Origin of the sequence: Curtobacterium sp. SGAir0471, assembly GCF_005490985.1 — a bacterium.
Lineage (GTDB): Bacteria > Actinomycetota > Actinomycetes > Actinomycetales > Microbacteriaceae > Curtobacterium.
This window is the reverse complement of the sequence record NZ_CP027869.1, coordinates 3,212,390-3,237,527: the sequence shown is the minus strand read 5'-3', so window position 1 is coordinate 3,237,527 and position 25,138 is coordinate 3,212,390. Positions and strand designations below refer to the sequence as shown.

General features: G+C 73.3%; 21 protein-coding genes. 11 read left to right on the top strand and 10 right to left on the bottom strand.

Annotated elements, in window-relative coordinates:
* Nucleotides 1-11: 11 nt before the first annotated feature.
* From C1N91_RS15005 to C1N91_RS14975, 7 genes are all read right to left on the bottom strand, one after another.
* The gene (locus tag C1N91_RS15005; RefSeq protein ID WP_137768367.1) at nt 12-674 is read right to left on the bottom strand and encodes an NUDIX domain-containing protein; all 663 of its coding nucleotides are present in this window, start codon (nt 672-674) and stop codon (nt 12-14) included.
* On the bottom strand, nt 671-2,242 hold the full coding sequence (locus tag C1N91_RS15000; RefSeq protein WP_137768366.1) for a nicotinate phosphoribosyltransferase: 1,572 nt from the start codon (nt 2,240-2,242) through the stop codon (nt 671-673). The genes C1N91_RS15005 and C1N91_RS15000 overlap by 4 nt, the downstream gene beginning before the upstream one ends.
* Complete coding sequence (locus C1N91_RS14995; protein ID WP_137768365.1) at nt 2,239-3,069, bottom strand: ribose-phosphate pyrophosphokinase; 831 nt, start codon at nt 3,067-3,069, stop codon at nt 2,239-2,241. The genes C1N91_RS15000 and C1N91_RS14995 overlap by 4 nt, the downstream gene beginning before the upstream one ends.
* Before the next feature lie 49 nt (nt 3,070-3,118).
* On the bottom strand, nt 3,119-4,045 hold the full coding sequence (locus C1N91_RS14990) for an oxygenase MpaB family protein (protein ID WP_175416052.1): 927 nt from the start codon (nt 4,043-4,045) through the stop codon (nt 3,119-3,121).
* Nucleotides 4,042-4,404 carry a hypothetical protein gene (locus C1N91_RS14985; protein ID WP_058748720.1) on the bottom strand — a complete coding sequence of 121 codons (363 nt, stop codon included), beginning with the start codon at nt 4,402-4,404 and terminating at the stop codon, nt 4,042-4,044. Before C1N91_RS14985 ends, C1N91_RS14990 begins: the two co-directional genes overlap by 4 nt.
* A gap of 50 nt (nt 4,405-4,454) precedes the next feature.
* Nucleotides 4,455-4,748 carry a hypothetical protein gene (locus C1N91_RS14980; protein WP_058728846.1) on the bottom strand — a complete coding sequence of 98 codons (294 nt, stop codon included), beginning with the start codon at nt 4,746-4,748 and terminating at the stop codon, nt 4,455-4,457.
* Between the two features lie 273 nt (nt 4,749-5,021).
* Complete coding sequence (locus tag C1N91_RS14975) at nt 5,022-6,653, bottom strand: RecQ family ATP-dependent DNA helicase (RefSeq protein WP_137768363.1); 1,632 nt, start codon at nt 6,651-6,653, stop codon at nt 5,022-5,024.
* Between the two features lie 329 nt (nt 6,654-6,982).
* Here C1N91_RS14975 and sucC point away from each other — a divergent pair, with 329 nt between their 5' ends.
* From sucC to C1N91_RS14935, 8 genes are all read left to right on the top strand, one after another.
* Nucleotides 6,983-8,152 carry an ADP-forming succinate--CoA ligase subunit beta gene (sucC, locus tag C1N91_RS14970; RefSeq protein ID WP_058728844.1) on the top strand — a complete coding sequence of 390 codons (1,170 nt, stop codon included), beginning with the start codon at nt 6,983-6,985 and terminating at the stop codon, nt 8,150-8,152.
* A 14-nt stretch (nt 8,153-8,166) separates the two neighbouring features.
* Nucleotides 8,167-9,060: a succinate--CoA ligase subunit alpha gene (gene sucD / locus C1N91_RS14965; RefSeq protein WP_058728843.1), complete on the top strand. Its 894-nt coding sequence runs from the start codon at nt 8,167-8,169 to the stop codon at nt 9,058-9,060.
* A 140-nt stretch (nt 9,061-9,200) separates the two neighbouring features.
* Complete coding sequence (locus C1N91_RS14960; RefSeq protein ID WP_137768362.1) at nt 9,201-11,306, top strand: cell division protein PerM; 2,106 nt, start codon at nt 9,201-9,203, stop codon at nt 11,304-11,306.
* 31 nt (nt 11,307-11,337) lie between these two features.
* The gene (gene purN, locus C1N91_RS14955; RefSeq protein ID WP_137768361.1) at nt 11,338-11,931 is read left to right on the top strand and encodes a phosphoribosylglycinamide formyltransferase; all 594 of its coding nucleotides are present in this window, start codon (nt 11,338-11,340) and stop codon (nt 11,929-11,931) included.
* Complete coding sequence (gene purH, locus C1N91_RS14950; protein WP_137768360.1) at nt 11,928-13,586, top strand: bifunctional phosphoribosylaminoimidazolecarboxamide formyltransferase/IMP cyclohydrolase; 1,659 nt, start codon at nt 11,928-11,930, stop codon at nt 13,584-13,586. Before purN ends, purH begins: the two co-directional genes overlap by 4 nt.
* 646 nt (nt 13,587-14,232) lie before the next feature.
* Nucleotides 14,233-16,056: an ABC transporter ATP-binding protein gene (locus C1N91_RS14945; RefSeq protein WP_137768359.1), complete on the top strand. Its 1,824-nt coding sequence runs from the start codon at nt 14,233-14,235 to the stop codon at nt 16,054-16,056.
* 110 nt (nt 16,057-16,166) lie between these two features.
* Nucleotides 16,167-17,975, top strand: a complete 1,809-nt coding sequence (locus C1N91_RS14940; RefSeq protein WP_137768860.1) for an ABC transporter ATP-binding protein — start codon at nt 16,167-16,169, stop codon at nt 17,973-17,975.
* Between the two features lie 32 nt (nt 17,976-18,007).
* Nucleotides 18,008-18,433: a DUF805 domain-containing protein gene (locus tag C1N91_RS14935; RefSeq protein ID WP_137768358.1), complete on the top strand. Its 426-nt coding sequence runs from the start codon at nt 18,008-18,010 to the stop codon at nt 18,431-18,433.
* 19 nt (nt 18,434-18,452) lie between these two features.
* Here the strand turns inward: C1N91_RS14935 and C1N91_RS14930 are convergent, their stop codons facing one another.
* Both C1N91_RS14930 and C1N91_RS14925 read right to left on the bottom strand, forming a co-directional pair.
* The gene (locus C1N91_RS14930; RefSeq protein ID WP_137768357.1) at nt 18,453-18,833 is read right to left on the bottom strand and encodes an MGMT family protein; all 381 of its coding nucleotides are present in this window, start codon (nt 18,831-18,833) and stop codon (nt 18,453-18,455) included.
* A gap of 8 nt (nt 18,834-18,841) precedes the next feature.
* Nucleotides 18,842-19,297 carry a GNAT family N-acetyltransferase gene (locus C1N91_RS14925; RefSeq protein ID WP_137768356.1) on the bottom strand — a complete coding sequence of 152 codons (456 nt, stop codon included), beginning with the start codon at nt 19,295-19,297 and terminating at the stop codon, nt 18,842-18,844.
* 122 nt (nt 19,298-19,419) lie between these two features.
* Between C1N91_RS14925 and C1N91_RS14920 the strand changes: the two genes are divergently transcribed.
* Both C1N91_RS14920 and C1N91_RS16795 read left to right on the top strand, forming a co-directional pair.
* Nucleotides 19,420-20,670, top strand: coding sequence for an ROK family transcriptional regulator (locus C1N91_RS14920; protein ID WP_137768355.1), 1,251 nt, complete (start codon nt 19,420-19,422; stop codon nt 20,668-20,670).
* Between the two features lie 130 nt (nt 20,671-20,800).
* A complete protein-coding gene (locus tag C1N91_RS16795) occupies nt 20,801-21,886 on the top strand; it encodes a hypothetical protein (RefSeq protein ID WP_175416051.1) in 1,086 nt (361 codons plus the stop codon).
* A 31-nt stretch (nt 21,887-21,917) separates the two neighbouring features.
* On the opposite strand, the gene C1N91_RS14910 is transcribed toward C1N91_RS16795, so the two are convergent.
* Nucleotides 21,918-22,346 (bottom strand): hypothetical protein, encoded by a 429-nt coding sequence (locus C1N91_RS14910; RefSeq protein WP_137768354.1) that lies wholly within the window; start codon nt 22,344-22,346, stop codon nt 21,918-21,920.
* Nucleotides 22,347-22,592: 246 nt separating this feature from the next.
* Between C1N91_RS14910 and C1N91_RS16790 the strand changes: the two genes are divergently transcribed.
* Complete coding sequence (locus C1N91_RS16790; RefSeq protein ID WP_175416050.1) at nt 22,593-25,079, top strand: lamin tail domain-containing protein; 2,487 nt, start codon at nt 22,593-22,595, stop codon at nt 25,077-25,079.
* Nucleotides 25,080-25,138: the final 59 nt, after the last annotated feature.

Below are 25,138 nucleotides of genomic sequence, written 5' to 3'. Positions count from 1 at the left end.
CCCAACCGCGCTCAGTCGGTCCACGTCCAGGTCGCCGGGGGACGCCCGCTGCGCCCGGTCGTCGTCGGCGCGGCGTCGGTCCGCACGAGCGCGGGGTTCGTCCGGAGTGCCCGGTTCAGGTTGCCGGCGTCCGGGGCGGCCCCGTGGAGCGCCGCGTGCAGTGCCGCGGCCGCACTCGTCGGGAACACGTCGCCGAGCAGCGCGCGCGTCATCGGGACGTCCCGCCACAGCCGGGTGCGCACCTGGTCGAGGGCGGCACGTACGATCGTGTCGTGGTCGAACGGGAGGCCCAGGTCGCCCCCGCCGAGCGGCCGCCACACCGCGGACCCACCGTCCACCCCCGGGTCGGCTGCACCGACGACGGCCGCGAACGCGATGCTGATCGCGGTCTCGCGCGGGTCGCGCGACGGCCCGTCGAACGCGCCGACCTGCGCGAGGTGCCGCACCGCCCCGGGACCGATGCCGGCCTTGGTGCGCAGGGCGCGCCGTGCACCGTCGGCGAGGCGTTCCGCAGCGTCCAGGAGGACGCCGGGCAGTGCCTCCCGGCCGGCGTACGGGTCGTACGCCCGACGCGCGGTGGCGACCCGCACGCCCTCCGCCACCGTGAACGACACCGGGACGACGTCGATCGCGATGAGCGGCTGGTCGCGGGCCGCCGAGGCGGCGTCGGTCACGCCGACGCCCGACGGGCGGCACGGGCCGCGCGCTCGGCACGGAGCACCTCGCGGACGTCGGCGAACGACTGGTGCACCTGGAAGCGGCCGTCGATCCAGACGGGCTGGAGCAGGCTGGTCGCCTCGTCGTCGGGCGTCGCCTGGTCGGTCTGCCGGATCTCGCCGGTCTCGTCGCGGTGCAGGGCGATCCGGCCCTTCGCGCTCTTCTTGCCGCTGCCGGTCTTCGGGTCCTTCTGGATGTCGACCGGCTCGCCGTCGACGAGCGCCCAGGTCGCCTTGACGGCGCTGCCGAGGTTGTCGCGGGTCATGTACTGGTACGTGTACGAGCCGATGCCGAGCACGACGTTGTCGCTCGCGTAGCCCTTCGCGGCGAGGCGCTCGTAGATGCGGCGGGCGCGGTCGAGGGTGATGCTGTCGCCGTAGATCACGCCGATGTGCTGGTCGAGGACCTTGTAGCCCCGCTCGTTGACCGTGTGACCGAACAGCTCGTCGAGGAGCTCGACGACGCCCTTCTCCTCGTGGCTGCGGTCGGGTCGCAGCAGCTCGTCCTCGGGCACGCCGTGCACGGTGCCGGTGACGATGTCGACCGGGTCGCCGGAGTCCGGGCGGATGACGAGCTTGCCGTCGCGGGCCGTGATGCGGTCCTCGAGCTGCGGCAGCGTCTCGGTGATCACCTTGAAGAGGTCGAAGCCGTCGCTGACCGCCGAGACGATGCCCGTCGGGTAGACGTCGAGGATCTGCGCGAAGGTCTCGAGCTCGCCGTCGGCGCCGCGGACGCACATCACGCTGTGCTCGGTCGCGGGGACGCTCGCCGCCACCCAGCCGTTGTCGCCGGGGTAGTAGCGGTCGATGAAGTCGAGCGACGGCATCGAGTCGGTGCCGAGGAACGAGAGCAGGTGGCCCGCTCCGCCGGCCGCGGCGGACTCGATGCTCGTCTGTCCGCGGAACGAGAAGTCGTGGGCGGCGAAGTCGATGCTCGCCGGGTCGGCGCCGGTGCGCTCGGCCCACTCCTCCATGAGGTCGCGGTACTCGAGCGCCTTCGTCGCGACGGTGGACGGGTGCCAGATCGACGCCGACAGGGCGGTCTCGATGTAGTTCGGCAGCCAGAAGAAGTCGTCGAGGGTGTTCTCGACCGTCAGGGTCGCGACGCCGATCGGGGCGAGGGTGCCCTCGGGGAGTGCCCGGATCTCCAGCGGCAGGTACCCGAGGCGGTGCAGGGCGCGGACGTGGTCGACGCCGATGTGGTTCGGGCCGAAGTAGCCCTGCAGCGCCTGCTCGAACAGTCGGGCGACCTCGTCCTCGTCGGCGGCGAAGAACGGCGCCCACGCCTCGACCAGGTACCGCTGCACGAAGGCCTGCAGTCCGAAGACCACCGCGTGCGTCGACTCGGGCATGTGCGCGTTCGAGCGGTTCGTCCAGTTGATGAGGATCCGCGTCGTGCCCCGCGGGTAGACCTGCCGGTGCGAGTGCTTGTAGCCGTCGACCGCGAGCAGCGGCGCGATCGGGCTCGCGGCGGTGGTGCGGGGCTCGAGGCCCGTCGTCGACGCGGTGCTGGCGGTGTTCGTCATCGGATCTCCTTCGTGAGGTACGGGCTGAGCGGGACGGTGCGCAGGCCCGGGACGTCCTGCTGCGCGGGGTAGCTGTCGGTCGTGACGATCTCGCCGAAGTGCTCGGAGAGCTGCGGGGCCCGACCGGAGAAGACGCCGTGCGAGACCCAGAGGCCGAGGCGCTCTGCCGGCAGGCCGGTCGAGCCGGCGAGACCGGCGAACGTGCCGCCGCCGTCGCAGATGTCGTCGACGACGAGCAGCCGCCCGGTCTCGGGGAGGGGCTCGCACGAGAACCCGTCGAGCCTGCCGGTGTCGGGGTTGCGGTGCTTCTCCGCACGGAACAGGGGGAGGCCGGCGGCCTCTGCCACCAGGGACGCCCGGCCGACCGCGCCCGCGTCGGGGGCGATGATGCCGCTGTAGTCGGAGCCGACGAGGACCGCGTCGTGCACGACCTGCTCGCTCGGCACCACGGTGAGGCGTTCGACCAGGTCGACGATGACGGGCGAGTGCGGGTCGAAGGCGATCACCTGGTCGATCTGGAAGCCGTTCAGGACGTCCGCGTAGACCTTCGCCCCGAACGGGAGTCCGCGGTCCTGGCGCGCGCCGGGCAGGTACGGGACGAGGGCGACGGACCGTGCGCCGCGCTGCCGGACCGCGTCCGCCCACATGCCGAGCATCACCAGGTCGTCGCCGCCGGTGCCGCGCAGGGTTGCGATCTCGGTGGTCGCCCCCGCGTCGGCGTCGTCCCGGACCTTGACGTGTGCCTCGCCCGCGGGGAACCGCATCGTGGAGAACGTCGGTGTCGTCGGTGTGCCCTGGGCGTCCCAGGTGCTGAGTTCGACTGCCATGGTCCGACCGTACCACTGTTCTTGTCGTAACGACAAGAACTTGTCGGGATCAGTGGGTGTACCGCGCGGCGGTCCGGTGCATGGCCCGCAGCAGCAGCGGTCCCGGGAGTCGGAGCGCCCACCCCGGCACGAGTCCGCGGACCCGGTGGACGAACGCGACGGTGCGCCGGAAGCGCCGCTGCTCGAGCGGCCCCCAGGGGAAGCCGTACGCGGTCCGCAGGGCGTCCGGCAGCATGCCGACGGTGACGACCCGGACGAGCGGCATCGCGGCGCGGACCCACAGGGGTGCGAACCGCGGGTGCAGGAGGTCCCGCACGATGCTCCGCGCGTCGTCGGTGACGTGCAGGGTGGGCAGGGTCGCGTCCCAGTACGCGTCGAACGCGGCCACCGACTCGAACCAGCCGTCGGCCGGCACGCGCAGCGAGGTCGCGATCGGTGCGTACGCCGCCAACACCCGCTCGGCGTCCCGCTTCGTGAGCGGGTCGCCGAACAGTTCGTGCGCCTGCCGGGCGGAGTCGAACAGCGTCGCGGCCACCCAGCGCTGCCGGTCGATCTCGTCAGCGCCGGCGACGGGTCGGTGCGCCCGGTCCACGAACGCGGTCGCGACGGCGGCGTCGGCCTCGGTCCCGATCACGACGGCGTAGACGAACATGAGGGTGTGGGCCAGCCGCTGCTGTGGTCGGCGGGCGAAGTCGGAGTGCCGGCGGACCCCGGCCGCGACCACCGGGTCCGCGATCTGCAGCAGGATGGCGCGACCGCCGGCCGCGACGGGGGTGCTGTCCGCCAGCCACCGACGCAGGTCGCGGTCCGCGACGCGATCACGTGCCGGACGGGAGGCCCGTGGCGCGCGTGCCGCACGGGTCCCGTCCGCCGTCCGGTCACCGTGGCCGGCGGGGCGGTGGTGGGCGGTGCATCCCGGCCGGTCCGCTGGGTCCTCCCGGCCCGCCGCGCCGAGCCGACCCGCGGGCCCGGTCACGGACGCGACCCGGGCCGTCGTGCCCGCCGCAGCGGGGCGGTGTCCACGAGCAGAGCGGCGACCAGGGCGGCCGCGCCACCGACGAGCGCGCCTACCAGCCATCCGGTGCTCACGAGCCTGCCGCTCGCGGCCGCCAGCAGCGTCACGACCAGCCAGATCGCCGGCAGGGGCCAACGGTGCGTCGTCGCACCGGTGACCAGGGCCAGCACGACGCCGGCGACGAGGAGCGGGAGCCACGCGAGGCCGCCGGTCCGGGCGCCCGAGTGGGCGGCCGCGGCGACGAGCAGCAGGGACGCCAGCGAGAGGAGCCGTGCCAGCGCGGGCGTCGCACGGACACGGTCGCGGACGCCACGGAGCACGGCCCGATCGTACTGGGCCGTGCTCCGTGGGGGTCGTGTGGGGGAGGCGCTCAGAGCGGCTTCGTGCCGAGGTCGCCGCCGAGGTCCGGACGCTCGGTGTCGTCGTCGTGCTCCCACAGGTCGGGCGAGCCCTCGCGCGGGGCGCCACCGGTGGGGCCGTCGTCCGACCCGTCGCCCGGCTGGGGCTCGACGGTCTCGCCTGCGACGGCGTCGTTCGTGACGGTCTCGAGGGACTCCTCGGACTCGTCGACCTCGTACGGGCCCACGTGCTCGCGGTCCAGGTCGTCGGTGCGGCGCTCCTGGGCGTCGAAGTCGTCGACGGGGCTGATGCCGGGGTCGCTCATGGTGCAGTCCTTCCGTGGGAGGGTCGGGCTCCGTCGCCGGTGTCGGTCACCGGAGCCGTCGGACCTCCCTGTGTACGCCGTGCGCCTGATCGGTCATCCGGTGTGCGCACCCCGCGCCCGGTTTCGCGTCCCGTTCACCTCGGCGTCACCTGCGGTCCACGCTCGCGGGTCACACTCGCCGTGCTCGGGGGAGTGGAGCGCGGTCGCCGACGGGTGGTCGAGCGACCGCGCCTTCCCCCCGTCCGAGCAGCTGCGCGTCGCGCCGAGCGGCAGTCAGACGCGCTCGAGCAGGTGCCGTTCCTCGACGTCGGCGAGCGCGAGGGTCTTGTACCCGGCGGACTCGAAGAACACCGTCACGCGGTCGTCCTCGGTGCTCATCACGATGCCGTGACCCCACTGCGCGTGCTGCACGGCGGACTCCGGCGGCCAGGCGTCGTCGTTCGCACCGTCGGCGCCGTGCGCAGCCTCGTCGTAGGCGGTGCCCGAGGTGCAGGTGTCGCAGTTGCCGCAGGGCTCGGCGAGCTCGTCCCCGAAGTACGCGAGCAGGAACTGCCGGCGGCAGCCGAGCGTCTCGGCGAAGCGGCGCATCATCGCGATCCGCGACTGCTCGACCTCCTCGCGCTGCTCCGCCCGCTCGGTCGCGGCCTTCGCCGCGGCCGCAGCCGTCGTCGGGCCGCCCGCCACGCGGGCGACGCCCTCGGAGCCGTCCTCGAGGACGCCGGCCTCGATCAGCGTGTTCACCGCGCGCCCGGCCGTGCGCGAGGACAGTCCGGAGGCGTCGGGCAGGGCCGACCGGGCGATCGTGCCCTCGGCGGGGACCGCGTCGAAGACGGCCCGGAGCGATGCGGGCTTCGGCGTGCCGGTGGCGAAGAAGCGGCGGAGCCCGAGGTCCTCGGACCGGTAGTGCAGGGTCGCGGTGGCCGGGGCGCCGTCACGCCCGGCACGACCGATCTCCTGGTAGTGCGCGTCCACCGACTCGGCGATGTCGGCGTGCAGCACGAACCGGACGTCGGGCTTGTCGATGCCCATCCCGAACGCACTCGTCGCGACGACCACGTCGACGTCGCCGTCGTGGAAGGCGTGCAGCACCGACTCCCGGTCCTGCACGCGCATGCCGGCGTGGTACGGCCGGGCGTCCTTCCCGCGAGCTCGGAGCGCGTCGGCGTACTCCTCGGTCTCCTTGCGGGTCGCGACGTAGACGATGCCGGTACCGGTCGCCGCCGCGGCCTGCTCGATCACCGCGTCGCGCTTCTGGTCGGCGTCGCCGTAGCGCTCGACCTCGATCCGGATGCCCGGACGGTCGAACCCCGCGGACAGCACGAGCGGGTCCCGCATGCCGAGGCGTTCGACGACGTCCTCGCGGACCGGCGCCGACCCGGTCGCGGTCAGCGCGACGATCGGCGGGCGGCCCAGGCGTTCGGCGGCCTCACCGAGGGCGAGGTAGGCCGGACGGAAGTCGTGCCCCCACGACGAGACGCAGTGGGCCTCGTCGACGGCGAGCAGCGAGACGCCGGCGTCGGCGAGGCGCTCGACGACGTCGTCCTTGGCGAGCTGCTCCGGCGCGAGGAAGACGTAGCGGACGTCACCGGCGGCGACGGCGTCCCAGGCCTCGTCCACCTCGGCGACGCGCTTGGTGGCGTTGATCGCCACGGCCCGCGGGGCGTCCTCGTGGCGCTGGAGTCCGACGACCTGGTCCTCCTGCAGGGCCACCAGCGGGGAGACCACCACGACCAACCCGTCGAGCGCGAGCCCCGCGACCTGGTAGATCGCGGACTTGCCGGAGCCGGTCGGCATCAGCGCGAGGGCGTCACGGCCGGACAGGACGGCGTCGATGACGGTGACCTGGGCGTCTCGGAGGTCCCAGCCGAAGACCTCGGCGGCGCGGGTGCGGAGTGCGGTGTCCATCGGCACCACGCTGCCCCGTGGTGCCTGGTGACCCGCACCGGGTTGCGTCCCCCGGCCAGGCTGCAGGCCGGTCAGCCGGTCAGCCGGCCGGACGGACGACGGATGCGGCGGGGCGGGGGCGGGGCGTGCCTCCAGGCCGGCGTGCTGACGTGCGGACGCGACCCACGGCCGAACGGACGCGACCCACGGCCGAACGGACGTGTCCCGCGTCCATGTGGCGGCAGTAGGGTGGTCGCGGCCGTTGTCTCGACATCGAGCGACCCTCGACGTTGAGTGCGCGACCCGATGACCGATGCCGATCGCACGAACCGTGCGGGAAGAAGAACAGCGTGGATCTTTTCGAGTACCAGGCCAGGGACCTCTTCGAGTCCTACGGCGTCCCTGTGCTGCAGGGCATCACCGCCGACACCCCGGAAGAGGCGAGGGCGGCCGCCGAGCAGATCGGCGGCGTGGTCGTCGTCAAGGCGCAGGTGAAGGTCGGCGGGCGCGGCAAGGCCGGCGGCGTCAAGGTCGCGAAGACCCCGGACGAGGCGTACGAGCACGCGAAGGCCATCCTCGGCCTCGACATCAAGGGCCACACCGTCCAGCGCGTGATGGTCGCGCAGGGTGCCGACATCGCCGAGGAGTTCTACTTCTCGGTGCTGCTCGACCGGGCGAACCGCTCGTACCTGTCGCTCGTCAGCGTCGAGGGCGGCATGGAGATCGAGCAGCTCGCGGTCGAGAAGCCCGAGGCGCTCGCGCGCGTCGAGGTGAACCCGCTGACGGGCATCAACAAGGAAGCGGCGCTCGACATCGCGCGCCAGGCGAACTTCCCCTCCGAGCTCCAGGACCAGGTCGCGGACGTCTTCGTGCAGCTCTACGACGTGTTCGCGGGCGAGGACGCCACGCTCGTCGAGGTCAACCCGCTGGTCCGCACCGGCGACGGGCAGATCCTCGCCCTCGACGGCAAGGTGTCGCTCGACGACAACGCCGACTTCCGCCACGAGCAGCACAAGCAGCTCGAGGACACCGCGAGCGAGGACCCGCTCGAGGCCAAGGCGAAGCAGCACGGCCTGAACTACGTGAAGCTCGACGGCGAGGTCGGCGTGATCGGCAACGGCGCAGGGCTCGTCATGTCGACGCTCGACGTCGTCGCCTACGCCGGTGAGCGCCACGGCGGCGTGAAGCCGGCGAACTTCCTCGACATCGGCGGCGGCGCCTCGGCCGAGGTCATGGCGAACGGCCTCGACGTCATCCTCGGCGACCCGCAGGTGAAGAGCGTCTTCGTGAACGTCTTCGGCGGCATCACCGCCTGCGACGCGGTCGCGAACGGCATCGTCGCCGCGCTCGGCATCCTCGGCGACTCGGCGACCAAGCCGCTCGTCGTGCGCCTGGACGGCAACAACGTCGACGAGGGTCGTCGGATCCTGAGCGAAGCGGCGCACCCGCTCGTGACGATCGCCGAGACCATGGACGATGCGGCCGAGCAGGCCGCCGAGCTCGCCGCGGCCGCGGCGTAAGGAGCACCAGAGCAATGTCGATCTTCCTCAACAAGGACTCGAAGGTCATCGTCCAGGGCATCACCGGCGGCGAGGGCACGAAGCACACCGCACTCATGCTCAAGGCCGGCACGCAGGTGGTCGGCGGCGTGAACGCCCGCAAGGCCGGCACCACCGTCACGCACGGCGACGTCGAACTCCCCGTGTTCGGCTCGGTCCGCGAGGCCGTGGACACCACGGGCGCCGACGTCTCGATCGTCTTCGTCCCGCCGGCGTTCGCGAAGGACGCGGTCATGGAGGCCATCGACGCCGAGGTCCCCCTCGTCGTCGTCATCACCGAGGGCATCCCCGTGCAGGACTCCGCGGAGTTCTGGGCGCACGCCAAGGCCCTCGGCGGGAAGACCCGGATCATCGGTCCGAACTGCCCCGGCATCATCACCCCCGGCGAGGCGCTCGTCGGCATCACCCCGGCCACGATCACCGGCAAGGGCCCGATCGGCCTCGTGTCGAAGTCCGGCACCCTGACCTACCAGATGATGTACGAGCTGCGTGACCTGGGCTTCTCCACCGCCATCGGCATCGGCGGCGACCCGGTCATCGGCACGACGCACATCGACGCGCTCGCCGCGTTCGAGGCCGACCCCGAGACGACCGCGATCGTCATGATCGGCGAGATCGGCGGCGACGCCGAGGAGCGCGCAGCCGACTACATCAAGGCGCACGTCACGAAGCCGGTCGTCGGCTACGTCGCGGGCTTCACCGCACCCGAGGGCAAGACGATGGGCCACGCCGGCGCGATCGTGTCCGGTTCCGCCGGCACCGCCGAGGCCAAGAAGCAGGCGCTCGAGGCCGCGGGCGTCAAGGTCGGCAAGACGCCGTCCGAGACGGCAGCGCTGCTGCGCGAGGTGGTCGCCGCCGCGACCGCGTAGCGGTCCGGACGACCCGACGGACGGGAGGCGCGGTGCCGGTGGGCACCGCACCTCCCGTCCTGCTGTGGACGGTCGGTCAGTCTCCACAGGTGCCGCGCGGCTCGCTCGGCGACCGCGGGACGGCACGTACCCTGACCACGATGAACCGCCTGGGAACCGCACTGCTGGCCGCCGTCGAGGCGATCGTGACGGTCGGCGTGGGCGTCGGGATCGCCCTCGTGCCGCTGACCCTGCTCTGGGGCTTTGAGTACGGGCTGCAGATCGACTGGGACGTCTTCTGGAAGGCCGCGGGCAGCGTCTGGCTCGTCGGCCACGGCGTCGACGTGACCTTCCGGCTCGGCAGCGACGTCGCCGGTGCGTCCGGGGTCCAGGGCGCGGCGGACCCCATCCACGTGACGCTCGCGGCCCTCGGCTTCGCGGTCGTGACCGCCTGGCTGGGCGGGCGCGCCGGACGCCGGTTCGCCGAGACCGAGCACCGGACGACCGGGCTGCTGGTCGGCACCGTCGCCGTCGCGCTGCTCGGGCTCGCGGTCGCGCTGTCGTCCACCTCGGCCGCGTCCGACCCCGTGGTGTGGCAGGCCGTCGTGCTGCCCGCGCTCTGGTTCGCGGTGCCCGCCCTGGTGACGAGCGAGGTGTGCCGGGTCCGCCGGGGGCTGCCGGCCGACCCGCTGACGCGTCGTCTGCTCGACCAGGTCGACCGCATCCCCGTGCTCTGGCGCACCGTCGCCGGCTTCGCGCTGCGCGCCGGCACCGCGGTCACCGCCGTCGTGGTCGCCGCCGCCGGGGTCGTCGTCGCGTTCCTGCTCGTCACCTCGTTCGCCGAGGTCATCGCGCTGTACGAGCGCTCCCACGCCGGCATCGTCGGGGGCATCGCGCTCACCGTGGGGCAGCTCGCCTTCCTGCCCGACTTCGTGGGGTGGGCGGTCGCCTGGCTGGTCGGACCGGGCTTCGCCATCGGCACCGGGTCGAGCGTCTCACCCATCGGCACGTCGCTCGGGCCGATCCCCGGTGTCCCGGTGTTCGGCGCGCTGCCGGCGTCGGGGCACACCTTCGGGCTGCTCGGGGTGCTCGTCCCGGTCGTCGCCGGGTTCGTGGTCGGCGGACTCATGCGTCCCGCGCTCGTCCGTGCCCTCGGCGCCGACGACACCCCGCTCCACCGCGCGCTCGCCGGTGTCGCGACCGGTGTCGTGGCGGGCGTCCTGACCGGGGTCGCCACCGGACTCACCTCGGGCTCGCTCGGTCCGGGGCGGTTGGCCGAGGCCGGACCGGACGGGCTGCTCGTCGGACTGTTCGCGGCGCTCGAGGTCGGGCTGCCCGCCGCGGTGGCGCTCGCCGTCGGCAGCGACCTGGTGCGCCTGCCCGAGCGGTCGTGGGGTCGCGAGCGCTGGGTCGAGGCCGGTGACGATGCTGCTCCGGACGACCCCGCTGCCCGCGCTGCTGCCGAGGCGGCGGCGGACGACGACCGTGCCGGCTCGCTCGTCGCCGCCCTGGACGAGGCCGGGGCGGGCCGGTCGGGTGCGCCGCACCGGTTCACGGTGCACGAGGCGCACGAAGCCGTGACCCACGCGAACCCGTCGTCGGCGGCCGGGTCGCACCACGGGGACGACCAGCCGACCGAGACGATCACGGACGACGAGCCCGCCGTCGCACCCGCTGCGGCGCCCGCGCCCGCGCCCCGGACCGACCGTGCACCTGCGACCGTCGAGGCCGCGCGACGGCCCGCTGCGTCGACGGTGCCCGAGCACGAACCCGAGCACGACCGCGTTCCCGTGGCCGAGCCGGAGGACGTGCCCCTGCCCGACTGGGCCCGCACGGACGCCGTCGCCGCGGAGCGCGTCGCCCCGGCCCCGGCCGCGCAGCCGTCACGGGGCGGCATCAGCGGCCTGCGCGAGCGACTGCGCGGAGCCGCCGGCGACGTCCGCGCCCGAGCCGGCGAGCTGCGCGACCGCGTCGGCGGCGACCACGCGCCCCGTCCGGCGAACGACCGCTCGGAGCGTGACGAGACGCTGCCGCACGCTCCCGGCACCGAACCGCAGCCGGCCTTCCCGTGGAGCACCGAGGAGTTCGTCGCCGGCCGCGACGACGCCGACGACCCCCGTGAAGCCGACGCCCCCCGTGACGTCGACACCGCCCGCGACGACCGCACCGCGTCGACGCCGACCGGCTCCGGGACCCGGTGGGACCAGACCGACCAGATCGCCGAGGACGAGCTGCCCTGGTGGCGCCGGCCGAAGCACGACGCGTAGCGTCCGCCCCACCGCCGCTAGGCTGGTCCCCGTGCTCGAACTGGTCGTCCTGATCTCCGGTACCGGCTCGAACCTCCGAGCCCTGCTCGAGGCGACGACCGACGCCGAGTACCCCGCCCGCGTGGTCGCGATCGGGGCCGACCGCGACGCCGAGGGCCTCGGCCTCGGCGAGGAGTTCGGCATCCCGACCTTCACGGTGCCGTTCTCCCGCTTTGCCTCGCGCGACGAGTGGGGCGCCGAGCTCGCCGCGCAGATCCGCCCGTGGTCGCCCGACCTCCTCGTGCTCTCCGGACTGATGCGCCTGCTCCCGCACGCCGTCGTGTCCGAGTTCGCCCCTGCGATCATCAACACGCACCCCGCGTACCTGCCCGAGTTCCCCGGTGCGCACGGCGTCCGTGACGCCCTCGCCGCCGGGGTCGAGCAGACGGGCGCCAGCGTGATCCAGGTCGACGACGGCGTGGACACCGGCCCGATCCTGGCCCAGGAGCGCGTCCCCGTGCTGCCGGGCGACACCGAGTCGACGCTGCACGACCGCATCAAGCCGGTCGAGCGCCGCCTGCTCATCCAGACCATCCTCGACATCGCCAACGGCACCACCGACCTGAAGGGCACCCCGAGCGCATGAGCGTGCACGCCGCCGACCCCAGCCTCTACCGCCACCGCGACGTCGTCCCCGTGCGGCGCGCCCTCATCTCGGTGAGCGACAAGTCCGGCCTGCTCGAGCTCGCCGGTGCCCTGGCCGACGCGGGCGTGGAGCTCGTGTCGACGGGCAGCACGGCGCAGACGATCCGCGACGCCGGGTACGCCGTCACCGACGTGTCGAGCGTGACGGGCTTCCCGGAGTCGCTCGACGGCCGCGTGAAGACCCTGCACCCCGCCGTGCACGCGGGGCTGCTCGCCGACCTGCGGCTGGAGTCGCACGAGCAGCAGCTCGCCGACCTCGGCATCGCCCCCTTCGAGCTCGTCGTCGTGAACCTCTACCCGTTCGTCGAGACGGTCGCCTCGGGCGCCGACAGCGCCACCGTGGTCGAGAACGTCGACATCGGCGGACCGGCGATGGTCCGCGCCTCGGCGAAGAACCACCCCAACGTGGCGATCGTCGTCGCGCCGTCGTCCTACGCCGAGGTCGTCGAAGCCGTCCGCGCCGGCGGCACCACGCTCGAGCTCCGCAAGCGCCTCGCGGCGCAGGCCTTCGCCCACACGGCGTCGTACGACGCAGCGGTCGCGTCGTACTTCGCGACCGACGTGGTCGCGTCGGACGCCGCTGCCGTGGCGGACCACGCTGCTGCACCCACGGTCGACGGCGACCTCGAGACGCCGGGCTCGTTCGACGAGACGCTCCGCATCGAGGCCGACCTGACCGCGACGCTCCGCTACGGCGAGAACGCGCACCAGGCCGCCGCCCTCTACACGACCGCCGGCGGGGCGGGCATCGCGCAGGCGACGCAGCTGCACGGCAAGGAGATGTCGTACAACAACTACGTCGACGCCGACGCCGCCGTCCGGGCCGCGTACGACTTCGACACCCCCGCCGTCGCGATCATCAAGCACGCCAACCCGTGCGGCATCGCGACCGCCCCGGCCGACGCTGCCGACCCGATCGCCTCGGCACACGCGGCCGCGCACGCGTGCGACCCGCTGTCGGCCTTCGGTGGGGTCATCGCCGCCAACCGCCCGGTCACGAAGCAGATGGCCGAGACCGTCCGCGACATCTTCACCGAGGTCGTCGTCGCCCCGGCGTTCGACCCCGAGGCGCTCGACATCCTGTCGCAGAAGAAGAACATCCGACTCCTCACGCTGCCGTCGGACTTCGCGCTCGCGACCCGTGAGCTCAAGCAGGTCTCGGGCGGGTTCCTCGTGCAGGACGCCGACCGCTTCACCGCCTTCGACCAGTCGACCTGGACCCTCGTGTCCGGCGAACCGGCCGACGACGCGACCCTGGCGGACCTCGCCTTCGCGTGGAAGGCCAGCCGCGCGGTGAAGTCGAACGCCATCCTGCTCGCCGACCAGGGCGCGAGCGTCGGGGTCGGCATGGGGCAGGTCAACCGGGTGGACTCGTGCCACCTCGCGGTGGACCGCGCCGGCGACCGTGCCCGCGGGAGCGTCGCGGCGTCGGACGCGTTCTTCCCCTTCGCCGACGGCCTGCAGGTCCTGCTCGACGCCGGTGTCCGAGCCGTCGCCCAGCCCGGTGGCAGCGTCCGTGACGACGAGGTCGTCGCGGCAGCGCAGGCCGCCGGCGTGACGATGTACTTCACGGGCGAGCGGCACTTCTTCCACTGAGCCGGCGGGCCACGCAGGACGGGCGAACCCCGCGGAGCCGGCGGACCGCGCAGGACGGGCGGACCCCGCAGAGCCTGAGGGCCCCGCTGCGCCATCAGATCGACGGCGTCCAACAACGGCCGACCCCTTGTGCAACACGAGCGACTGTGAATAGTCTGTAAGGCTCCGCACCGCACGGACGATCGCAACCGGGTCGGCCGTGCCCGCGGACACAACGGTGACGAAGACGACGACTGGAGTGACGATGGACGCGACGACCGGAACAGTGGCGACGGCTGCCCGGACGGGTCTCGTGTCCCTCGTGGGGACCACTCCCGATCCGCGACCCCGGACCCGGACGGCGATGCCGATCCGCACCCCGGGCACGGCCGCCGTCTAGCCAGGCCCCTCCCACGGCCTCGCGCCCGACGACACCGTCGGCGAGCGCGGACCACCTGCTGAGAACCCGGGGACCCGTGTCCCCGGTGCCCTCCGGCCCGGTCGACGTCACGCGAGTGACGGCGACGGCGCGCGACCACGCGCCCGGCCGACGACCACCGCACTGCCACACCGCGCCTCCCGGCCGGACCGCCCCCACCGACGCGACCCGTCGGCGGGACCGCGACCCGACGGGTGGACGCGGCTCGACGCACGAGGACGCAACCGCATGTCCACAACGCCCGACCAGGCGACCCCCTCCACCGACCGCCCCTCGACCCTGCGCGCCATCGGCCGCATCTGGCCCTACGTCAAGCCGTACCGCTGGCGACTCCTCGGCGGCATGGCCGCGGCGATGGGTGCATCGCTCGTCGCCCTGGTGATCCCGTACGTGCTCCAGTGGCTCGTCGACGGGCCGCTGTCCTCGCGCGACGCCGCGCTCATCCGGCCCGCCGGACTCGGCGTGCTCGCACTCGGCGCCCTCGAGGCCCTCTTCATCGCGTCCCGCCGTCGGCTGGTGATGCGACCGTCCACGCGCATCGAGACGAGCATGCGCAACGCGCTCTACGCCAAGCTGCAGGACCTGCCGGTGGCCTTCCACGACCGCTGGGAGTCCGGGCAGCTGCTCTCCCGTTCGGTCTCCGACCTGTCGCTGATCCGCCGCTGGCTGGCCTTCGGCGTGGTGCTGCTCGTCGTGAACATCGTCACGATCGCCGTCGGCTTCGTCGTGCTGTTCACCTTCGGGTGGCTGCTCGGCCTGATCTTCTTGGTGGCGTCGATCCCGCTGTGGATCAACGGCCTGCTGTTCGAGCGGAAGTACTCCGTCGTCGCGCGCCGCAGCCAGGACCAGGTCGGTGACCTCGCGACGAGCGTCGAGCAGTCGGTGCACGGCATCCGCGTGCTCAAGGCGTTCGGCCGCGGCCGCTTCAAGCTCGACGAGTTCAGCGAGCAGGCCGAGGCGCTGCGCGGCACCGAGATCGAGAAGGCGAAGGCCATCGCGAGCATCTGGCTGTGGCTGCTGCTCGTGCCGGACGTCGCGTTCGCGCTCTGCCTGCTCGCCGGCATCTGGCTGGCCTCGCAGGGCGAGCTGACGGTCGGCCAGCTGTTCGCGTTCTTCGCGACGGCGACCGTGCTGCGGTTCCCGATCGAGTCGATCGGCTTCTTCCTGTCGATGACGTTCGACACCCGTACCGCGGTCGACCGGTTCTTCGAGGTCATGGACTCCGAGAACACCATCCAGGACCCGACCGCGCCGAAGACCATCGCCGAGCCGCACGGTGCGCTGTCCTTCACCGCCGTGCACTTCCGGTACCAGGACTCGCCGGAGCACGTGCCGGACCTGGTGGACGGCGTCGAGCTGCAGCTGCACCCCGGCGAGACCATGGCACTCGTCGGCCTGACCGGCAGCGGCAAGACGACGCTGCTGTCGCTGGTGCCCCGGCTGTACGACGTCACCGGCGGCTCGATCACGATCGACGGCGTCGACGTCCGCGACCTTACCCGCGCGGAACTCCGCCGGCACGTCGGGGTCGCGTTCGAGGACGCCACGCTGTTCTCGACGAGCGTCCGCGACAACGTGCTGCTCGGTCGCCCCGACCTGTCCGGCGACGAGGCCGAGCGCATCATGCGCGAGGCGCTCGACATCGCGCAGGCGTCGTTCGTCGACGACCTGCCCGAGGGCGTCGACACCCGCGTCGGCGAGGAGGGCCTGTCGCTCTCCGGCGGACAGCGGCAGCGGCTGGCGCTGGCTCGTGCGATCGCAGCCCGGCCGTCGGTGCTGGTGCTCGACGACCCGCTGTCGGCGCTCGACGTCGACACCGAGGCGCGGGTCGAGGCGGGCCTCCGCCGCGTCCTGGCGGACACGACGTCGCTCATCGTCGCCCACCGTCCGTCGACCGTGACGCTCGCCGACCGTGTGGCGCTCATGGAGGGCGGCCGCATCACCGCCGTCGGCACCCACTCGGAGCTGATGGCCACCAACGAGCACTACCGCTACGTCATCTCCTCGCTCGACGAGGACGACGCACCCGCCCGAGAGGAGGCGATGGCATGACCCAGCAGGACCAGGTACCGCCCGTCGACACGGCAGCCGGGCCGGGAGGCACGGATCCCGTCCTCGACGAGACCGCGGCCACCGGGGCGGCCGGCCCCGACACCGCCGCGATCACCACGCTCGGCGTGCGCGGCGAGGAGCGCGAGGACTTCAGCAAGGCGGAGAGCAAGCGCCTGCGGCGTCGCTCCCTCGCCCTGCTCGGGTCGCTCGCGGCGCCGCTGAAGGCACGGCTCGTGCTGCTCGGCGTCGTCGTGGTGGTCTCCACCGCGGGCACCGTCGCCGGCCCGGCGCTCATCGCGTGGGGCATCGACAACGCGCTGCCCCGGGTGCTCGACGCGAACGACTGGGTGCCGGCGTTCGCCGTCGTGGCGACGTACATCGTCGTCGCGGTGCTCGGCGCGGTGCTCACCGCCTGGTACACCGTGCTCGCGGCGCGGATCAGCCAGGCGATCCTGTTCGACCTCCGCAAGCGGGTGTTCCTGCACACGCAGCGGCTGTCGCTCGAGTTCCACGAGACGTACACCTCGGGCCGGATCATCTCCCGCCAGACGAGCGACCTCGACTCCATCCGCGAGCTGCTCGACTCCGGGCTGAACCAGCTCATCCAGGGCGTGCTCTACATGGTGTTCACGGGCATCGCGCTCGTCGCGCTCGACCCGACGTCCGGGCTCGTGCTCGCGGTGTCGCTCGTGCCGCTGTGGTTCCTCATCCGCTGGTTCCAGACGAACTCGCAGACGCTGTTCCGGGCCACCCGCGTCACCTCGGCCCGGGTCATCGTGCACTTCGTCGAGACCATGACCGGCATCCGGGCGGTGCAGGCGTTCCGGAAGGAGTCCCGCAACCGCGACGAGTACGGCCGGTACGTCGAGGACTACCGGGTGGCGAACACGAAGGTGTTCAACCTGTTCGGGACCTTCGACCCGGTGCTCGTGCTCATCGGCAACGCCACGCTCGCGGCGGTCGTCATCGTGGGCGGCTTCCGGATCGTCGGCGGCTCGCTCGAGGTCGGCGCGCTGCTCGCGGTCGCGCTCTACGCCAAGCGGTTCTTCGACCCGGCGCAGGAGCTCGCGATGTTCTACAACGGGTACCAGTCGGCCTCTGCGGCCATGGAGAAGATCTCCGGCGTCCTCGAGGAACGTCCGTCGGTGCCGGACCCCGCGAAGCCCGTGCGGCTGCCCGAGGCCACCGGTGCGATGGACTTCGACGACGTCGAGTTCGCGTACAACGCCGACAAGGTCGTGCTCCCCGAGTTCGACCTGCACATCCCGGCGGGGCAGACGATCGCGCTCGTCGGGTCGACCGGCGCCGGCAAGTCGACGCTCGCGAAGCTCATGGCGCGGTTCTACGACCCGTCGAAGGGGTCCGTGCGACTCGACGGGGTGGACCTGCGGGAGATCGACCCGAAGGACATGCGCCGCGCGATCGTCATGGTCACGCAGGAGGCGTACCTGTTCTCCGGCTCGGTCGCGGACAACATCGCGCTCGGCAAGCCAGGGGCGACGCGCGACGAGATCGTCCGGGCGGCGAAGGCCGTGGGCGCGCACGCGTTCATCGAGGCCCTGCCCGACGGCTACGACACCGACGTGAACAAGCGCGGCGGCCGGGTGTCGGCCGGGCAGCGCCAGCTGCTGTCCTTCGCCCGGGCGTTCATCGCCGACCCGAAGGTGCTCATCCTCGACGAGGCCACGGCGTCGCTCGACATCCCGTCCGAGCGGCTCGTGCAGGAGGGGCTCGAGACGCTCCTCGCGGACCGCACGGCGGTGATCATCGCGCACCGGCTGTCGACCGTCGCGATCGCCCACCGGGTGCTCGTGATGGAGTACGGCCGGATCGTCGAGGACGGCACGCCGGACGACCTGATCGCCGGCACCGGCCGGTTCGCCCAGCTGCACGCGGCCTGGCGGGATTCGCTCGTCTGACGGACCGGGCTGCACGTGGTTGGCTTGCTCCCATGAGCAACGAAAGCGTGCAGCCCGGCGGCGTCGCCCTGCGCGACCCGTTCTACGGGGCCCCCTTCGCCGAGGCCGTCCGACGGTTCTGGCGGAAGTACACCGTGTTCACCGGCCGGGCGTCGCGCGCGGAGTACTGGTGGTGGTGGCTGACGTCGTTCGTGGTCGGGCTCGTGCTGCTGCTCGTGCCGCAGCTGTTCACGCCGGGGAGCCCGGTGCTCGAGAACCCGGTCGGCTCCTACCTGTTCGTGCTCTGGGGACTCGTGACGCTGATCGGATCGCTCGCCCTCGGCGCCCGCCGCCTGCACGACGCGGACCGTTCCGGCTTCTGGCAGTTCCTGCACGTGCTGCCCGTGCTCGGTGGGATCGTGCTGCTGGTGATGTTCCTGCTGCCGCCGAACCCGAAGGGCGCGCGCTTCGACGCGTGAGCCCACACGTCCACGCGTGTCAGAAGGGGTCGTCCGCGTCCGTGGCGGGTGACCAGCGCGCGCGACGCATGTCGATCCTCCAGGCCGAGACGCCCGACGGCCCCGACGAATCGGTCGACCGCTCCACGAGCGGCGTGCCCTCGACACGGTAGTGCTCGAGCGCCCGGGCCTCGTGCCGGACGGGCGGCAGCCCGCCGGCGCGCACCACGCGCCACCACGGCAGGTCGGCGCCCTCGTGCGCCATCACCTTGCCGACCGCCCGGGACGCCCGCGACCCGAGTGCGGCCGCGACGTCGCCGTACGTCATGACGTGCCCGGCCGGGATCAGCCGCACCACCTCGGCGACGGCCGCGCCGAAGTCCGGCTCCGGCAGGGTCGCGCCGCTGTCAGGCTCCTCCACCCGGCGGGCTACAGCGCGAGGGCGGCGAAGTGGTCGCCGTACTGCGTCTCGCGCAGGGTCTCGAAGCCCAGCGCACGGAAGAAGGCCTCGGGCCCGCCGTTCCCGCCGGGCTCGTAGACGACGGTCAGGCGCTCGAAGCCGCGGCTCCGCGCCTCGTCCGCCAGGCCGTGCACCGCGAAGCGTCCGACGCCGCGGCCCTGTGCGTCGGCGGCGACGTTGACGCGCCAGATCGCGCTGCGCAGTTCTTCTTCGGCGTTGTCCTCGTCGAAGGTGCCGATGATCATCCCGACCACTCGGTCACCGTCGAGCACCACGCGGGTCCACGCCGAGCTCGGCTTCACGTCCGACTCGGCGACGCCGTACGTCGTCGGCTGCACGAACTGCTCCTGCCCGGGCTTGAGCGTCAGCGAGTTGGCCGCGGCGGCGGTCGACGCGGAGAGGGCTTCGAGGCGGAGGTCCGTCATGCCGCTCAGGGTAGCGGTGCACCCCGTCCGGGTGCCAGGAGCTCGCCCGGACCGTTGCAGCACCGTTGCAGCGCCGTGGCCAGCGCGCCGTCCGGGTGTCCGGGCGGCGGTAGGGTCGCGGCATGGCGGAGCATCGGCGTGGGGCGAACCTGCCGTCGATCGGCGGCTTCAACCGCACCGTCGTGCTCGACGCCGTCCGCCGCTCACCCGACGGGCTGAGCCGCGTGGAGCTCGCCGCGCGCACGGGCCTCAGCGCACAGACCGTGTCGAACGTCACCCGGTTCCTCATCGAGGCCGGCATGATCGCCGAGTCCGGAACCGTGGTCGCCGGTCGCGGGAAGCCCCGGACGATCCTGCGTCTCGAGGCCACGAGCCGGTACGCGGTCGGCGTGCACGTCGACCCCGCGGTCGTGACGTACGTGCTCCTCGACCTCGCCGGCAGTGTCGTCGCCGAGACCACCACGTCGACGCCGTCCGCGGACGACCCCGCCGAGGTCGTCCGGACCATCGCGACCGCCGTCGACGGCCTCGTCGCGGAGGCCGGGGTCGCGGGGGAGAGCGTGCTCGGCGTCGGCATCGCGAGCCCCGGACCGATCGACGTCGACGCCGGTGTCGTGCTCGACCCGCCGTTCCTGCCGCGGTGGCGGGACGTGCCGCTGCGGGACGCGCTCGCCGAGGCGACGGGGTACCCGGTCCTGCTCGAGAAGGACGTCACCGCGGCGGTGGTCGGCGAGATGTTCCTGGCGGGGGAGTCCTCGGCGCGGAACTTCGCCTTCGTGTACTTCGGCACGGGCTTCGGCGTCGGACTCGTCGTCGACCACGAGCCCGTGCGCGGCGTCGGCTCGAACGCGGGCGACGCCGGGCACATCATGGTCGACCAGGGGGCGCTCGCCGGCACCCCGGACGGGTCCGGCACACGGGGCGAGGTCGGCGCCGCCGTCGCCCCGGCGCGGCTGGTCGAGGTGGCGCGGGACCGCGGGCTCCGCTTGTCCGGCGGTGCACCGACGGACGACGTCACCGCCGTGCAGCAGGCCTGGGACGCCCTCGGCGACGCGATCGTGTCGGGTGACGAGGTCGCATCCGGGCTCGCCGCCGACGCCGGTACCGCGATGGGCCGGGCCGTGGTGGTCATCGTCAACCTGCTCGACATCGACCGCGTGGTCTTCGGTGGGCCGTTCTGGTCGCGGATCGCACCGGTCGCGCTGCCGGCCGCGCGCGCGGCGATCACGGGCTCGCCGCTGCTCGTGCCCAAGCACCCCGTCGCGGTCGTGGACAGCGGACGGGGTGCTGACGTGGCCGCGGTCGGCGCCGCCTGCCTGGTGCTCGACGCGGCGCTGTCACCGCGTGCGAGCGCGTTGCTCATCCGGCGCTGAGCACCGACGGCAGCGGGTCCGCCCCCGTTCGCGGTGCTGTCCGGCTCGTCGACGCCCGGCTAGGGTTCGGGGACACCGGGGCCGACACCGACCTGGCACGGGCGTGGGTACCGAGGCGAGGGAGAGTCGCATGACGAGCACGGTCGTGACGAGCACGGACACGACGAGCGCGGACGAGCAGGTGGGGACCATCGATCCACGCTGGGCGCGGGTCCGACCGCTGGTCTTCCGGACGATCATCGGCGCCGTCGTCGCTGCCGGGCTGGTCGGCATCGTCGCGGTGCTCCTCGGGGACTTCGGCCGCGTCGCGGTGCAGCTCCTGCTGACGGTGGTCGTGGTCGTCGTCTTCGCGCTGCTCTCCTGGTACGACGCCGACGTGTCCTCGCGGCGGTCCGGGACGTTCGCGTTCGCGAGCATCGTCGTGTCGATGTACCTGCTCGTCACCGGGCTGTTCAAGGTCTGGGTCGTGCCGGCCGACCCCTTCGGCGGCGACGGCATCTGGCTCGTCGGCGAGCACTTCTGGCACTGGCTCGGGATCGTCTTCGTCGCGCGGTTCGCGCTGCTCCACGTCCACCTGCTGCTCGTCATCCACCGGCGCTACCCGACCCCGCTGCTGCAGCTCGTCGCGAAGACCACCGTCGGTGTGATCGCGGTACTCGCCCTGCTGCTCTCGGTGCCGCTCCTGGCGCCGGACCTCGACCTGGCCAGCGGCTACTGGCGGCTCGTGTGGGTCGTGGTGATCCTCGACCTGCTCGGCACCGTCGTCGTGCCGCTCAGCAACGCGTTGTTCCGTCCGAGACGCCCCGCGTCGGGGGTCGGGGTCGCCACGGGCACCGTCGCGGCGTCGTGGCCGGCGCCGCCGGCGGCAGTGGGGACCTCACCGGCGGCAGGACCGGCACCGCTGGCAGGGCCGTCGGGACCGGGTGCGCCCGGTGTCCCCGCCGCGCCGTTCACGGGCGGCTGGTCGGCCACGCCGGACCCGGCAGCCGCCACGGCCACGGCCACGACCGCAGCCGCAGCCGCAGCGCGCCGAGCGGTGAGCACTGAGCCCACCGGGGTCACCGAGCCCACGACGGTCGCGGGCACCGACGGTCTGCTCTACGAGCGCCGACCGGACGGCGCCCGGGCGCTCGCCTGGCCGCGCTACGTCGACGGCACACCGCTGCCGGCAGCCGCGGACGGATCTCCGGACTTCAGCGGCGTCGCCCGCTCCTGACGCGCGGCACCAGCCGTCCCGGGGCCGTCGGTCAGACCGCCCCGAGGACCTTCCGCCACACCGCCGTCAGGGTGTCGTACTCGTCGTCCGCCAGCAGGTCGCGCACGCCGGTCGCCAGCACCGCCGACCGGACGGCCTCCTCGGCCCCCGCGCGGTCGCGGAGGTGCGCCTCGCTGTGCTTGACCGCGCGCCCGGCCTCCTGCGCGGCCTCGATCTCGTCGACGCGGCCCGCGGCACCGGCGGCGTCGAGCGCGTGCTGCCAGGCGGCCAGCAGGTCGGCGTTCGTCACCATCCGGCCGTCCGCGCCGCCCTGGACCGCGAGCGACGCGCTCGACACCGGCACGACGATCTGCTCGTCGGCCTTCCAGGCGACGTCGAGGGCCTCTGCCTCGTCCGCGGTGATCCGCCCGGCGCGCTCGATCATCGACTGCAGTGCTGTGTTGCTGGTGTCGTCCGTCACGGTTCCCTCTCCGACCGAACGCGCTCGCGTGGTCCGTACCATCCTGTCGGCGCCCCCTGTGAGGAGTCGCGAGTCGGGCCGTGGGCCGGCACCGACGGCGGACGGGAGGCGCGGTGCCGGCCCGCACCGCGCCTCCCGTCCGTCGCCTGCTCGCGACACCCGTCGTTCACCTGCCCGCCACCGGCCGGACGCCGAGATGCTGAACAGTCGTGCAGGTCCCACTGGCCTCCCCGACAAGGACCCTGCATGCGCACCCCTGCCCTGCGGCTCGGTGCCGGCCTCGCGACGGGCATCGCCCTCGCCGCCGGCGTGCTGACCGCCACCCCAGCCGTCGCCGCGGTCGGTGACGACGACCCGACCGTCGGCGCCCGCGTCACCACCGGCCCCGCCGCCGGCCTCGCGATCAACGAGGTGGAGTCGAACGCCGACGACACCGACTGGGTCGAGCTGGTCAACACCTCGTCCGCCGCGATCGACCTCAGCGGGTGGCGCTTCCTCGACTCGGACTCCTCGCACACCGCGTGGACGCTGCCGCAGGGGTCGACGATCGCCGCCGGTGGGTACCTCGTCGTCGACCAGGAGACCTCCACCCGCCCGGGCTTCGACTTCGGGCTCGGGGGTGCCGACGCCGTGCGGCTCTACGACGCATCGGGCACGCTCGCGCTGCGGTACGCGTGGACCACGCACGCGGCCGTCACGTACGGCAGCTGCCCGGACGGCTCCGGCACGCTCGTCGACACCACCGCGTCGACCAAGGGGAAGCCGAACGACTGCTCCTCGCCGGTCCGCATCAACGAAGTCGAGTCGCAGGACGGCACCCCCGGCGACTGGGTCGAGCTGACGAACGTCGGGACGACCACGGTCGACCTCGGCGGGTACGTGCTCAGGGACAGCGAGGACGACCACGCGTGGACGATCCCGGCGGGCACGACCGTCGCGCCGGGCGGATTCACCGTGCTGGACGAGGCGCAGGCCGGTACGGGTACGGGTACGGGTACGGGTACGGGCTTCGGCTTCGGGCTCGGGAAGGCCGACAGCGTGCGGCTGTACGACGCCCGAGGACTCCTCGTCGACCAGTACTCGTGGACCGCGCACGCCGCGACCACCTTCGGCCGGAACCCCGACGGCACCGGCGACTTCGCCGAAACGGCCGAGCCGACCAAGGGCGCAACCAACCGGTTCGCCGGTGTGATCACGGCCGAGGCATGGCCGGGTGGACCGGACGAGACCGTCCTGGACGCCGAGGGCACCTTCACCGGTGACCTGAGCGGCCTCGACTGGACGACCTCCGCCTCGTCGGCGGACGGGCAGCTCTGGGCCGTGCAGAACGGCGACGGCCTGCTCTACCACCTGGCGTCGGACGGCCGGGGCGGGTGGGCCCCGACGAACGCGGCGGGCGTCGACCTGCGGTACGCCGACGGCACCGGGACGCCCGACGCCGAGGGCGTCACCGTCACGGCGGACGACCCCGGCGCGGTCTACGTGTCGACCGAGCGCGACAACGACGTGTCCAAGGTCAGCCGTCCGTCGGTGCTGCGCTTCGCCACCACGGACGGGTCCGAGTCGGTCCTGCACGCGACGGACGAGTGGAACCTCGCCGCGGACTTCCCGGGTCTCGGCGCGAACGCCGGGCTCGAGGGCGTGACCTGGGTGCCGGACGCGTGGCTGACGTCGCACGGGTTCGTCGACCAGCACACCGGGGCGGCCTACGAGCCTGCCTCGTACGCGGGCCACGGCGACGGGCTCTTCCTGGTCGGGGTCGAGGGCACCGCGAGCGTGTACGCCTACGCGCTCATGGACGACGGCTCCTCCCAGCGCGTCGCCACGATCGCGACGCCGTTCTCGCTCGTCGCCGAGGTGCAGTTCGACCCGACGCTCGACGCGCTCTGGGTCGTCTGCGACGAGGCCTGCTCCGGGCGCACTGCGCTGTTCGACGTGCAGGACGGGGCGTTCGCGCTCGCGACGCTGTACGAGGCGCCGGCGAACGCAGACCGGGCGCTCGCCAACGAGGGCTTCGCGATCTCGGGGCGCTGCGTGGACGGTGCTCGGGCGACCTACTACGCGGACGACAACGACACGAACGGGTCCTCGCTGCGGACCGGGACGTACCCGTGCGACGCGACGACGGAGCCGGGCGACGGTGACGGCGGGACGCCCGGACCGGGCGACGGGGACGGCGGGACGCCTGCGCCGGGCGACGGTGGGAGCACCCCGACCCCCAGTCCGACCCCGGGCACGGGCGGCGGCGCGGGCGGCGGCACGCCTGCCCCGACCGCTCCCGCTCCGACCACCCCGGTGGCCCCGACCGCACCGGTCGCGCCGGACGCCTCGGCGCTCACCGACGGGAACCGCGGTTCGGTGTCCGCGCCGTCGAGCGTCCGCGCGGGCTCCTCGGTGACGATCACCGTCGGGACGCAGCACGCCGGGCAGCGCGTCGCGGTCTGGCTGTTCTCCGCGCCGCGGCTGCTCGGCACGCCGGTCGTCGCCGCGGACGGCACCGTGACGGTCGTCGTGCCCGCCGACGTGCCGGCCGGCCAGCACCGCCTCGTGGTCGCTGCGTTCGACGGCACCGTGCTCGGGTGGACCGGGGTGACGATCGACGCCGCCACCGGCTCGCTCGCCTTCACCGGTGCCGAGCTGGGTGGCGGGATCACGGCGGCGCTCCTGCTGCTCGCGGCCGGCGCCGGTGTCCTCGTGGTACGTCGTCGTCGGACGGTCGGCTCGTCGGCCTGACCCGCGGGTTCTCTGCGCCGACGCCCCGTCGTCCACCGGACGGCGGGGCGTCCGCGTCG